This window comes from Candidatus Hepatobacter penaei, from assembly GCF_000742475.1.
Taxonomy (GTDB): Bacteria; Pseudomonadota; Alphaproteobacteria; order Holosporales; family Hepatobacteraceae; genus Hepatobacter; species Hepatobacter penaei.
The window spans coordinates 320314-333960 of sequence record NZ_JQAJ01000002.1 but is presented as its reverse complement, the minus strand read 5'-3'; the positions used below and the strand labels follow the sequence as shown (position 1 = coordinate 333960).

At 48.2% G+C, this 13647-nt stretch carries 6 protein-coding genes, 2 tRNA genes and 2 rRNA genes; 4 read left to right on the top strand and 6 right to left on the bottom strand.

All coding sequences use genetic code 11. From position 1 onward, the window contains the following. Positions 1-71 precede the first annotated feature (71 nt). A complete protein-coding gene (locus tag IG82_RS0103835) occupies positions 72-1661 on the top strand; it encodes a hypothetical protein (RefSeq protein ID WP_135958138.1) in 1590 nt (529 codons plus the stop codon). A 155-nt stretch (positions 1662-1816) separates the two neighbouring features. After that, positions 1817-2044 (top strand): hypothetical protein, encoded by a 228-nt coding sequence (locus tag IG82_RS0103830; RefSeq protein WP_135958139.1) that lies wholly within the window; start codon positions 1817-1819, stop codon positions 2042-2044. Positions 2045-2610: 566 nt separating this feature from the next. On the opposite strand, the gene IG82_RS0103815 is transcribed toward IG82_RS0103830, so the two are convergent. From IG82_RS0103815 to IG82_RS0103795, 6 genes are all read right to left on the bottom strand, one after another. Further along, a 23S ribosomal RNA gene (locus IG82_RS0103815) occupies positions 2611-5362 on the bottom strand. Positions 5363-5516: 154 nt separating this feature from the next. Further along, positions 5517-5592 (bottom strand) — tRNA-Ala (locus IG82_RS0103810). A gap of 32 nt (positions 5593-5624) precedes the next feature. Continuing rightward, positions 5625-5701, bottom strand: a tRNA-Ile gene (locus tag IG82_RS0103805). A 127-nt stretch (positions 5702-5828) separates the two neighbouring features. Beyond that, positions 5829-7444: ribosomal RNA gene (locus IG82_RS07245) — 16S ribosomal RNA — on the bottom strand. The 16S and 23S rRNA genes sit together here with 2 tRNA genes alongside, the layout of an rRNA operon. A 161-nt stretch (positions 7445-7605) precedes the next feature. Further along, entirely contained in the window at positions 7606-9117 is a 1512-nt protein-coding gene (fliD, locus tag IG82_RS0103800) for a flagellar filament capping protein FliD (protein WP_156095354.1), read from the bottom strand. 65 nt (positions 9118-9182) lie between these two features. Beyond that, a complete protein-coding gene (locus IG82_RS0103795; protein ID WP_031934271.1) occupies positions 9183-9368 on the bottom strand; it encodes a hypothetical protein in 186 nt (61 codons plus the stop codon). Positions 9369-9530: 162 nt separating this feature from the next. Between IG82_RS0103795 and IG82_RS0103790 the strand changes: the two genes are divergently transcribed. Together IG82_RS0103790 and IG82_RS0103785 are read left to right on the top strand one after the other, a co-directional pair. Further along, a complete protein-coding gene (locus IG82_RS0103790) occupies positions 9531-12167 on the top strand; it encodes a valine--tRNA ligase (RefSeq protein ID WP_172642881.1) in 2637 nt (878 codons plus the stop codon). Continuing rightward, positions 12164-13573, top strand: a complete 1410-nt coding sequence (locus IG82_RS0103785; RefSeq protein ID WP_052545681.1) for a TldD/PmbA family protein — start codon at positions 12164-12166, stop codon at positions 13571-13573. The genes IG82_RS0103790 and IG82_RS0103785 overlap by 4 nt, the downstream gene beginning before the upstream one ends. Positions 13574-13647: the final 74 nt, after the last annotated feature.

Genomic DNA, 13647 nt, shown 5'->3' with positions numbered 1-13647 from the left:
AAGCACGCATGCGCAAAGAATATCTATTCTTTTTTAATAAATTTTACATAAAAAAATATTCATGGAGGCGTATGATGCGTTTTTTACGGGCCCTAGCTTTAGGTGTATGTTGTGTCAGTCTTTTGCATGGTGCAGAAAAAGACTTTGAATCCACGCTGCAGGTGACAAAGCGCTTTAATGGAGACGTTGCTAAAACCATGTTTCCAGATGAAATGCCCCTTGTGATCACCGAAACACAGGGCTTTAGCTCGCGTGGCTTTGGCATACCTGTGCCGCCCAGTGGGCATCTTGAAACGCTTTTAGAGGAACTCCAAAAACTGGTGCCTTCCGATAAAAACAGAAACAAAAAAAGAGTGGCCATACAAAACAAAGACACCTTCATCAAAATTTTTGCTGGGTTATATCGTTTTTGCATGGACACAAATCAGCTACATGTAAGAACGTCCCTAGAAAACCTGAAAATTGCTACATCTGATGATAGCCATCCCGAAAAAGGCATCACCATATCTCCTTATTTTCACCTTGTTGTAGATCTTCAAGCTTGTTTAGATGCGTATTTTCCCCTGGTCACCAACGCTAGAGACAGATTTGGCACACTTATCAGCCATAAAGAGAATCAGAAGCTTTTTTGGTTTCATCACCATGGTCACTTTTATGTGGTGCCTGAAGAAGAAAAAAAATGTATCTACCAAAAAACGGCCCTGTGGGCACCGTCTCAGCAAGAGTTTATCACCTTTCTTTATGAACGTGGACATTTGATTGAGGCATCCGGCATTTTGGTGTCTTATCGTTTTTATGAGGGAAAAAACCATACAAAAATAAGCTATCATTGTGGCGCTAAAGCCCAAAAGCCTTTCTTTGGCAGCTCCCTCAAACGCGCCCAGATCAACAATGACACGTTTGGGAAGAGTATTTGGCAATCCTTTTTTACACAACGAGAAACGCGGGTACAGCAGCATTTCATCCCTTTAGATACCTTTTATGCCTCTGATCAAAATTTTTCTGATTTCCTAGGTGATGAACACGGTTTTGATACTTTTATTGCCTTGCTTATGGAGCAATGTGGAGAAGAGAAAGCATCTTCATCGTCCGAAGAAACCGAATCAGAGCGGTCAACAGGGTTAGAATCTCTATCAAAACGCATGAGCCCTGAAAGGAGCGACGACCCAGCAGAAGAGACACCTAGGCAACCACGTGAACAAAACAAGAACACACCGCTTACAACCACCCCTGAAGATCCAGAAAAAAAGGCTCACATACACCCTTCACCCACAAAAGGAACACAATCTAAAAAAGGGTCGAAGAAAAAAAGACACACCTTTCAGCCACGACCTTATATAAGTTTAGAAAAAAAAGAAACCTACGAACCTACCCCAGAATCGATCAAGATAGATGCGCCAACGCCTGATCATACCCCCATGAAGTGGCGCGACTTTTGGTCTTTTATTAATGCCTTTGTTCGCTCTTTAGAGCCGCAGAATCGTCCACGGGTGAGGGTCAACAAAAGCAGTCATTATACCTTCAGCGCTGATGATATGCCATCGGTCACCATCGCCAAACCCGGTAAGCATAAGGATGGGGTAGATAAAAAGGGTGTAGCCAACCTCCATGATTGGTTAATTACCCTTGTCAAAAAACAAGGAGGATTTGAGGATTTATAAAATCATATCGGCCCGCTCTGCCCTCAAAACTGTCATAGCGATTCAATACAAAAAAAACTCACGACCTTAAGAGTGACAGTCCCTTAGGTGAAAATTGGAAGTGATTTCACAGACGCCTTGGTTCACCAGTCAAAATGGGGAGAAGCCGCACATGTGTGTTATTTTTATCTTTCACAAATAAAAAATCATTTGGTTTTTGTTTTATTTTGCAGCCTATGGGTTTTTGTTTAGATGTATGGATTGGGTGTGAAGGCCAAGGTTTAAAAGGTGAAAGAAATAGAAAGCCTATAGCACGCAATGGTTGTCCTTCTTGGTTGGCACCGTTTTACCGTCACCGCCACGGAGATTCACCATACCTTAAAGCGAATGAAGATCATATATAAAAAAAAGCCCTGCACATGGCAAAACCTATCCCGTAGCACGTGGTATCTTTCCAAAAAGCTAGACAGCCTTCGTGCTGAAGTCCATTCTGTTGTGTGTGTTTACGCTGCTCATGACAGGCCATAAGACCATAGCTCTGCTGTACACGGACAGTGATGCTGGGGCAAGTGCCATTGGAGGGGAAAGCGGAACCGTTATCATCGGACGCTTTCCTCGCAAGAAATTTTTGATGGTGCCCCTTGTGACCAGCGTTATGCACATAAGTATCATGAACTTATAAGGCCCAAACGATCCCCTTGTTTAAACAAAAAAACAAAAAAGAAGTAACGCAACCCCTCTTCTCTTGAGGAAAAATGGTAGCCAAGATGTGCTATTAAGACGAAAAAGAAGAAGTGGCCCATTATGAAAACAAAGCACAAAGGAGTGGTTAGGCAAAGATAAATAAAAACAACGAGGAGCAAGAGATTCAAAAGCGGTTGAGCCAGCTAACAACAGGATCTATCGATCAGTAAAAAATGTGTTTTAGGTCTAATAAAAATTAGGGTCATGAACAAAACTTGATTGAATGTAAATCAAGCCAATGGGATGATTAGTACTGGTTAGCTCCAAAGCTTACACTTCTTCCACACCCAGCCTATCAACGTGGTGGTCTCCCACGATCCTCATAGGGAAAACTTATTTCGAGGCTAGCTTCCCGCTTAGATGCTTTCAGCGGTTATCTATTCCACACGTAGCTACCCAGCATTGCAATTGGCATCACAACTGGTACACCAGAGGTGTGTCCATCCCGGTCCTCTCGTACTAGGGACAGGTCCTCTCAATTTTCCAACACCCACGGCAGATAGGGACCGAACTGTCTCACGACGTTCTGAACCCAGCTCACGTACCACTTTAATTGGCGAACAGCCAAACCCTTGGGACCTGCTCCAGCCCCAGGATGTGATGAGCCGACATCGAGGTGCCAAACCTCCCCGTCGATGTGAACTCTTGGGGGAGATCAGCCTGTTATCCCTGGCGTACCTTTTATCCGTTGAGCGATGGCCCTTCCACGCGGGACCACCGGATCACTATGACCGACTTTCGTCTCTGCTTGACTTGTCAGTCTCACAGTCAGGCAGGCTTATGCCATTGCACTCAACAGCCGATTTCCGACCGGCTTGAGCCCACCTTTGCGCGCCTCCGTTACTCTTTGGGAGGCGACCGCCCCAGTCAAACTACCCACCATGCAGGGTCCTGGTCCCGGCTTCACGGGACTCAGTTAGGCATAAAAAATGCAAAGGGTGGTATTTCAAGGGTGTCTCCCCTCAAGCTGGCGCCCAAGGTTCATAGACTCCCACCTATCCTACACATCACATTCCTTATACCACTGCAAAGCTATAGTAAAGGTGCACAGGGTCTTTCCGTCTAACCGCAGGAACTCGGCATTTTCACCGAGAATTCAATTTCACTGAGTTGATGTTGGAGACAGCGGGGAAATCGTTACGCCATTCGTGCAGGTCGGAACTTACCCGACAAGGAATTTCGCTACCTTAGGACCGTTATAGTTACGGCCGCCGTTCACTGGGGCTTCAATTCGATGCTTGCACACCTCCTCTTAACCTTCCAGCACCGGGCAGGCGTCAGACCCTATACGTCGGTTTTCACCTTTGCAGAGTCCTGTGTTTGAGATAAACAGTCGCTCCCCCCTCTTTTGTGCCACCTGTCAAAGGTTGCCCTTTGGCAGGTACCTCTTCTCCCGAAGTTACGAGGTCAATTTGCCGAGTTCCTTCAACATCATTTTCTCAAGCGCCTTAGTATGCTCTACCAGTCCACCAGTGTCGGTTTGGGGTACGGTCTTATTCTTGGGGCTATTTCCTGGAAGTTCTTCGCTGCCCCTACAATCCAAATAAGCAGGAACAACTTACGACCTTCGTCACCACCAAGAGGCTCAGGAATATTGACCTGATTCCCATCGACTACGACTTTCGTCCTCGCCTTAGGGGCCGGCTAACCCTGCGTGGATTACCCTTGCGCAGGAACCCTTGGACTTTCGGCGGGCATGTTTTTCACATGCCTTTACGTTACTCATATCAGCATCCTCACTTCCGATACCTCCAGAAGTCCTCACAGATCTTCCTTCAACGGCCTACGGAACGCTCCGCTACCGCGCCAAGAACAAGCTTGACGCCCGCGTCTTCGGTGTATGGCTTAAGCCCCGTTACATTTTCGGCGCAGGGCAACTTAATTAGACCAGTGAGCTATTACGCTTTCTTTAAAGGATGGCTGCTTCTAAGCCAACCTCCTGGCTGTTTTGGTCGCCCCACATCCTTTCCCACTTAGCACATAACTTGGGGACCTTAGACGGCGGTCTGGGCTGTTTCCCTTTCGACAATGGACCTTAGCACCCACTGTCTGTCTGCTGCGCTTCACCCTTTGGTATTCGGAGTTTGATTGGGTTTGGTAAGGATCGCTCCCCCCTAGCCCATTCAGTGCTCTACCCCCAAAGGTCAGCACGCAACGCACTACCTAAATAGTTTTCGCGGAGAACCAGCTATTTCCGAGTTTGATTGGCCTTTCACCCCTAGCCACAAGTCATCCACAACTTTTGCAACAGTATATGGTTCGGCCCTCCAGTACATATTACTGCACCTTCAGCCTGCTCATGGCTAGATCACTCGGTTTCGGGTCTTATCCATAAAACTTAGTCGCCCTATTCAGACTCGCTTTCGCTGCGCCTACACCTAACGGCTTAAGCTTGCTTTATAGACAAAGTCGCTGACTCATTATACAAGAGGTACGCCGTCACAGCTCAAGGCTGCTCCGACTGCTTGTAAGCATTCAATTTCAGATACTATTTCACTCCCCTCATTGGGGTTCTTTTCACCTTTCCCTCACGGTACTTGTTCACTATCGGTCACTGGAGAGTACTTAGGCTTGGAGGGTGGTCCCCCCACGTTCAAACAGGATTTCACGTGTCCCGTCCTACTCAAGAATTTAAGACAACATTACCATTACAGGGCTATCACCTTCTTTGGCTGATTTTTCCAAATCATTCTTGTTGTTTCTCCTAAATTACTGGCCTGGTCCGCGTTCGCTCGCCACTACTAACGGAGTCTCGGTTGATGTCCTTTCCTCTGGGTAATGAGATGGTTCAGTTCCCCAGGTTTGCCTCTTTATCCTATGAATTCAGATAAAGATATCACTAAAGTGATGGGTTTCCCCATTCGGAAATCTGTGGATCAAAAGATGTTGACTCTTCCCCACAGCTTATCGCAGCCTACCACGTCCTTCGTCGCCTTCCAATGCCAAGGCATCCATCAAATGCTCTTTTACGCTTGATTTACACTCAATAAAGTTTTGCTTTCACAAAACGTCACTTAAAAAGTGACATCGAGTTTCCTAGTCAAAACAAACTCTGTTAAGAAATTTGTTTTGATGTTAAAACACATTTTTTTACTGAAATCATAGAAAAGAAAGAATGACGTCGTGCTGAACTGGTGGAGGTGAACGGGATCGAACCGATGACCTCATGCTTGCAAAGCATGCGCTCTCCCAACTGAGCTACACCCCCATAGGGATTTTTGACTCAGGAAAGGCGCTCACTGGTGGGCCAGGGAGGACTCGAACCTCCGACCTCACGCTTATCAAGCGCGCGCTCTAACCAACTGAGCTACTAGCCCTCAGAAGGTTAAAAAACCAAAAGGCAACAGCTCACCAAACGACTAATAGAGAAAGGTAAAGGGATAAGCGTTTTTCTTACATTTGTCATAAGTTAACACGAAGACGAAACGCCTTCATATTCCTTAGAAAGGAGGTAATCCAGCCACAGGTTCCCCTACGGCTACCTTGTTACGACTTAACCCCAGTCATCACCTTTTCTGTGGTCGACTGCCTCCATTGCTGGTTAGCTCATCGCCTTAAAGAAAAGATAACTTCCATGGCTTGACGGGCGGTGTGTACAAGGCCCGTGAACGTATTCACCGCAGCATGCTGATCTGCGATTACTAGCGATTCCAACTTCATGCTCTCGAGTTGCAGAGAACAATCCGAACTGAGACGATTTTTAGAGATTGGCTCCGGGTCACCCCCTTGCTTCTCATTGTGATCGCCATTGTAGCACGTGTGTAGCCCAGCCCATAAGGGCCATGAGGACCTGACATCATCCCCACCTTCCTCCGGCTTGTCACCGGCAGTTTTCTTAGAGTCCCCAGCCGAACTGCTGGCAACTAAGAACGAGGGTTGCGCTCGTTGCGGGACTTAACCCAACATCTCACGACACGAGCTGACGACAGCCATGCAGCACCTGTACGGGACCCGGCCGAACCGCAGGCTTCATCTCTGATGCCTTCTGTCCCTATGTCAAAAGCTGGTAAGGTTTTGCGCGNNCGACAGCCATGCAGCACCTGTGTCTGAGTTCCCGAAGGCACCAATCCATCTCTGGAAAGTTCTCAGCATGTCAAGGCCAGGTAAGGTTCTTCGCGTTGCTTCGAATTAAACCACATGCTCCACCGCTTGTGCGGGCCCCCGTCAATTCATTTGAGTTTTAACCTTGCGGCCGTACTCCCCAGGCGGTCGACTTATCGCGTTAGCTGCGCCACTAAGATCTCAAGGATCCCAACGGCTAGTCGACATCGTTTACGGCGTGGACTACCAGGGTATCTAATCCTGTTTGCTCCCCACGCTTTCGCACCTCAGTGTCAGTATCAGTCCAGGTGGTCGCCTTCGCCACTGGTGTTCCTTCCTATATCTACGCATTTCACCGCTACACAGGAAATTCCACCACCCTCTACCGTACTCTAGCTCAGTAGTTTTGGATGCAGTTCCCAGGTTGAGCCCGGGGATTTCACATCCAACTTGCTGAACCACCTACGCGCGCTTTACGCCCAGTAATTCCGATTAACGCTTGCACCCTTCGTATTACCGCGGCTGCTGGCACGAAGTTAGCCGGTGCTTATTCTGTTGGTAACGTCAAAACAGCAAGGTATTAACTTACTGCCCTTCCTCCCAACTTAAAGTGCTTTACAATCCGAAGACCTTCTTCACACACGCGGCATGGCTGGATCAGGCTTTCGCCCATTGTCCAATATTCCCCACTGCTGCCCCCCGTAGGAGTCTGGGCCGTTCTCAGTCCCAGTGTGGCTGATCATCCTCTCAGACCAACTACAGATCATAGGCTTGGTAGGCTGTTACCCCACCAACGACCTAATCTGGCACGGGCTCCTCTCTAGGCGATAAATCTTTGATGTTTGCACATATTATAAGGTATTACCTACAGTTTCCCGTAGCTATTCCTTACCTAGAGGTAGATTCCCGTGTATTACTCACCCGTCTGCCACTCAATAGGCGAACCTATTGCGTTCGACTTGCATGTGTTAGGCATGCCGCCAGCGTTCATTCTGAGCCAGGATCAAACTCTCATGAAAAACAGATACATGATCTGCTCATAAGAAAATTGACTGACCTTGATAAAAGGTCAGCGAAAAATCGCTTACCCTTTTACCCTTCTCTATTTTCAAACTTCTCAAAGGACCTGATGCCACATAAGACAAATCCTAACACACCTTCTTCTTATGTCAACAAACAATTAACGTTTTTTCCCCTGGCTGCCATTTGGATTCAAAAGAAGTTGCTGCATGTCTTGAGTATAGGTCTCCAGCAGCTGTTTTTGATCATGGCGTCTTTGCAGCTGCGCGCCTTGTTTTTGTGTGCTGGTTTTTGCTTTTTCTACATTTTTCTGAATATCGGAAGCCTGACTCTGATGCTGCCCCAAACGTTGCCCAAGGCTCTTAAGGTCTTGATCAAACTTTTTATCTGTTTTAGATATTTTTTTATATAAATCAGCTAAAGATGCTGGCCCTTCAGCATTCTTTTTTCCAATAAAGGCTTTTTTCATGCCCTCTAGGTGCTGCACTGTTATCAAAAAAGCCTCTTGATCGAAAGTCCACACCTTTGCCACCTCTTTCATACCAAAAATAGACTGGCTTTCAGCATCTTTATAAGGCATCACGGTGGACCGAAACTGATGGAGTGCCTCCCTTAAATACACATATTTGTTGAGCGGCCCTGGCGCTGACATGTTAAGAGGCACATGCTTGTCGAGCAATGATTGATACTGGTTTATATTTTGCGCAAGCAAAGACAAAAGCCCGGCAATCGGTTGATCATCACAGGTGACTGACACCGTCACAGGAGACATGCTCTCTGGCATGGGTTTTTTGAGGGTAATCGTCACCCCCTCCAACGCATCATCAATAATATTGCTATCCCGTGAGAGTCGCACGCCATCAATGCTGACAGATGCATATCTATCTGGAGATGACGATGATGGGCGGTTGCTCAGCCCAAGACGCGTTAATAGAGCATTGCCTTGATCATCCCGAAGGTATGGTTGTTCCTCCACATGTTTTTTGAAAGACAGCTGATAGCGCCCTGGCGAAACACAAATACATTTTGCCGTCAAGGTATCAGACATCATGTCATTTATGCCGCGTACGATGTTCTGAAGGGATGTTTTTTCTGTGATGCTCACACGTGGCGATCCATTAAGAATGAGGTGACCCTGGGGAAGCGCCAGAGGTTCTGTAAGTGATGTTGCCTCAAAAGGCTGCGTCTGGATAAAAGCTTGGTTTGCACTGGCCAGTTTGTGCACAAAAAGATCAAACGTGCCATGAGGGCCTTGGTTGCTGCGCACATCCATAAACGCTTGCGCCTCTGCGGGCATGGCCACTTTATATTGCTGCCAAAGATCTGGTGACACCAACTTTTCCAAGCACACCTGAAACCCTGTAAACGCCTGCTTCACCTCATGGAGAGCCGCTGCTGTTTCATAGGTTTTTGCATGCTCTTTCTTCAGTTTTTCAAAGCGCGCTTCATAACCAAGATTCAGCCTTTTGCACATGTGCTCTGGCTTGACAGACTGATGTTGAAAAAAATCTTTACTCAGACCTATGTCTGCTGGCACCAACCACGTGGGTTCTTCCAATTCTTTCGGTGTTTTTTCAGGATCAAACGTAGAGGCGGAAGACCCGCGTATCCCCTCACCTGAAGAGAACCTGCCCTGCGCACTGTGAAAAGAGGCTGCACTCGACGAAAACAAGGTGGCTAACCCACTCAAAGTATTGAAAAAAAACGTGCAAAAAGAGGGCCAATTAACAAGACGACCTAAGCCACCCCGTCAGGTAACAAGACATCCTCTAACTGGGCAATGAGCAGCCCAAGCTTTTTCTTTTGTAGCTTAAGGCGGGCATACTCAAAGCTGGGAGGGCGACTGTCCGCATCCAGCGCTTCCATTTCACGCACCAGGTGATCATAACGTGTCCTCAAAGAGGCAAGGCGCTCAAGGTCCATAAACACTTATCTCAGAAGGCTTCATACCTCTTCCCTTATAGGCATTTATACGCAAAAAGTAAAGAAACCTTTTTAAAAAGCACTCTTCATGCAAGATCTTTCCTTTTCACGCAAGAAACCTTATGGCACCATGGGCTCGATAGGGAAGAAATGACCGACACCATGCTTGAGAAATTAAGCCAGCCCGCCGAGCTTGAAAAAAAGTGGGGCGATGTGCTGAGCTGTCCTCCACCAGCGCCTTCACATGTAAAAGGGAAGCTGGCCATGACGCTTCCGCCACCGAATGTGACGGGCACGCTCCATATTGGTCATGCCTTGACCTACACCCTGCAAGACGTGTGGATTCGCTTTTGGCGCATGCAAGGTTTTGAGGTGTTAGCCCAACCCGGCCTTGACCATGCCGGCATTGCGACACAAATGATGGTGGAGCGCCACCTAGCCAAAAAAAACCTGTATCGCCAATCTTTAGGCCGTCAAAAATTTTTTGAAGAGGCCATGACCTTCAAAGAAGCCACAGGTGATGTGATCATTAACCAACTTAAACGCCTGGGCGTCTCCGCCAATTGGGACAGGCTGATGTTCACCTTGGATCAACCGGTGCAAGACGCGGTGCGAGAGGTTTTTGTTTCTCTGTTTAACGAGGGTCTTATTTATCAAAGTGAGCGGCTGGTCTATTGGGACACCCATTTTCAAACAGCACTATCTAACCTTGAGGTAAAAAACAAAGACGTCGCGGGGAATCTGTGGACCCTGCGCTACACAAGAGCTGATGATCCTCAGCAGTTTATTGACATTGCCACCACAAGACCTGAGACCTTGTTTGGTGACCAAGCGGTGGCAGTGCACCCAAACGATGCCCGCTATCAAGGATGGGTTGGCAAGCATGTTTATGTGCCGCTCACCACACGCACCATTCCCATTATTGCCGATGACCGTGTGGAACAAAACAAAGGCACAGGCGCTCTCAAAATCACACCTGCTCACGATTTTTTGGACTTTGACATCGGCCAGACGCACAATCTTACGGCTCTTTCCATTCTTGATGAAGGGGGGCACCTGAATGCACAGGTGCCTGAAGCGTTTCAAGGTCTGACTGTCTCCCAAGCGCGGCAGGCCGTTTTAGAAGCTCTCAAACAAGAAGAGCGTCTGATTGCACAAACCCCCGTGACCCATGCTGTGCCCTATGGTGACCGCTCAGACACCGTGCTTGAACCACGCATCACCAAACAATGGTTTCTCAACGTCAAGCCACTGGCTGAGAAAGCTCTCAACGCTTTGGACACACAAGCGTTTGCCTTTTTACCTGAACATTATGCCGGCGTGTATCGTCATTGGCTTACCCATATTGAACCTTGGTGTCTTTCCCGGCAGCTGTGGTGGGGTCATGCGATCCCTGCATGGTATGGACCTGACGGACATGTGTTTGTGGCGACCTCTGCTGCCGACGCCGAAGCCCACGCGCAGGCACACTATGGCAAGCCCGTCACACTCACACCTGATGAGGATGTGTTAGATACATGGTTCTCTTCAGCCCTGTGGCCTTTTGTCACCCTGGGCTGGCCTGAAAAAACAACGCTTCTGTCAGATTATTACCCTACCCAAACGCTGATCACGGGGTTTGATATCATCTTTTTCTGGGTGGCGCGCATGGTCATGATGGGCACCCATTTCACAGGCAAGCCGCCGTTTCGTGAAGTGTATATTCATGGTTTGGTACGTGATTTATCACGGCAAAAAATGTCAAAAACTAAGGGAAATGTTGTGAATCCCTTGGACGTCATGGATGAATATGGCGCTGATGCCTTGCGCCTTTCCTTGGCCACACTTTCTACGCCCGGTCATGATATTGCGTTTGGCACCCACCATGTGGAATTATCACGTAATTTCTTGACCAAACTGTGGAACGCGGCGCGGTTTGCTCTTAGTAAGGGCATGACGTGGCCGTCTTCTCTTGTGCTAGGAAACATCCACCCTTTGCACGCATGGTTGGTGCAAGAAATAACGGCAGCCCACACCACTTATCTTCAGGCTATGAAAGAGGGGCGTTTTTACGAGGCCGCCCACACCATTTACCATCTGGTTTGGCGCACCTATTGCGATCAATATATTGAAATGAGCAAAGCCCTGTTGCAAGAAGACATGCCTGCCCTTACAGAAGAAGTGCAACACATGGGGGGATGGGCTTTGGGCTGTTGTTTGCACATGCTTTATCCCTTTTCCCCTTTTATGACCACAGAACTGTGGTCTCATCTGGCGCCCCATGCCTCGCCTCTTTATGCCACGTGCTGGCCAAAAGATGGTTTGTGGCCTCGACCTGATAAAAACACGGGACAAACGCCCTCTCCTATTCATGATGTGTTATTATGGGCGGAGGAAATTCGTCGCATACGGGCCCTTTTGCAGATTCCCCCCAAAACATCACTCCCTGTGGTGGCTTTAGTGCCTACGTTTATCAGCAAGCATCGCTTTTTTGTAGAACGTTTTTTGAATGTTACCTTTGAAAGCGATGATCCTCACAAGCACCAAACGGGCGGCATGCATGGTGTGGTCAATGGGCTCTCTTTCTTTATGAAACTGGCTGGGGTGGTGGATATGCACCAGGCTCGGCAACATCTGGCCAAAAAGAAAGAAAAAATTTCATCTGAATGTCTTAGACTCCACAACAAAATGAAACAACCCCACTTCACAGAAAAAGCCCCCGCGCATCTTGTGGCAGAAACCCAAGACAAACTGGAAGCGTTGTCTCGTGAAGAGGATCTGATTTCTCATCTCCTTTCACACATGAGGGTTACCACGTGAGTCATCCTATATTTCACGATTTTTTATCACCTCACACCCATCACCTGCTCAAAGAAGCTTTTGTAGGGAGAGACGGGGGCGAGTTTTTTCTTGAATCTCAAATCGCGGAAAGCCTGCGTTTTGAGGACAATGTGCTGAAAGGTGCTACCTATAACCAAACCCAGGGCTTTGGCCTGCGCCTGCTCTCAGGATCTTGCAGTCTGTATGCCCACAGCCCTCACCTCACACACCATGCCCTTCAAGAGGCGACCTCAGCATTGCGCACCTTGTCACCCACCGCGGGTTCTGTGATTGAAATTAAACACACGCACGCACCACGTCCTGCTCATGCCCCATTGCCTAATGTCACCTTTAAAGATAAGGTCAGCCAGCTGGAACGCATGAATGCTTTTGCCCGGGCCTTAGACTCTCGCGTTGTGCAAGTGTCTTTGTCTTGGGGGCTAAGAGATCAAGATATCTTGGTGCAAAGGCCCGATCATCCGGATGTGGGGGATAAGCGCATTTATGCCACCTTAACCAGCATGATTACCGTAGAAGATAAAGGCCGCCGTGAATACGGCTATGTCAGTCTGGGTCGCAAAAAGGACACAGACTTTACGGACGAAGCTGTCTGGCAACGCCAGATCAAAGAGGCCTTGCGTAAGGCCCTTGTTTCTCTTGAATCAATCCCAGCTCCCGCAGGCGCCATGCCTGTTGTATTGGGCAACGGCATTACAGGCATTTTACTTCACGAGGCGGTGGGTCACGGATTGGAAGCAGATTTCAATCGCAAGGGTCATTCTGTGTTTTCTCAAAAAATGGGGCAGGTGGCAGCCAGTCCCCTTGTCACTATTATTGATGATGGCCGCCCTGACATCGGCATGCCGCATCACCACGGCTCGCTTACGATTGATGATGAGGGCACACCCACACAAAAAAACACCCTCATTGATCAGGGCGTTGTGTCTGGGTATATGTCGGATGTGTTAAATGCTCATCTAATGGGTCAATCGTCTTCGGGCAATGGGCGCCGGCAGAGCTATGCCCACATGCCTATGCCCCGCATGACCAACACCTATATGGCGCCAGGAACTTCTGCACCAGAAGACATGATCGCCTCTATCGACAAAGGTATTTATGCCGTAGGCTTTGGTGGGGGGCAGGTGGATATTGTGTCAGGTAACTTTGTGTTCGCCACCAGCGAAGCCTATCTTATCGAAAAAGGGAAAAAGGGGCCACCCATTAAAAATGCCACCCTTATTGGCAACGGGCCTGACGTGATGCAAAAAATCACCATGGTAGGGAATGATCTCACCCTTGACCCCGGTGTGGGCTATTGCGGCAAGGCTGGGCAAAGTGTTTTGGTGGGATTAGGCCAACCTTCTTGCCTTGTGTCAGAAATGACCGTGGGTGGCGCACAAACATAAGCCTTTAGCCAAAACCTTGACCCACGTCGATGCCCCTTCAGAACAGGCAGACGCATCTCAACCTTTGAGAAGAA

Coding starts and splice junctions, on each gene's coding strand:
- IG82_RS0103790 (WP_172642881.1), top strand. CDS start 9,531: ATGCTTGAGAAATTAAGCCAGCCCGCCGAGCTTGAAAAAAAGTGGGGC.
- IG82_RS0103835 (WP_135958138.1), top strand. CDS start 72: ATGATGCGTTTTTTACGGGCCCTAGCTTTAGGTGTATGTTGTGTCAGT.
- IG82_RS0103795 (WP_031934271.1), bottom strand. CDS start 9,368: ATGGACCTTGAGCGCCTTGCCTCTTTGAGGACACGTTATGATCACCTG.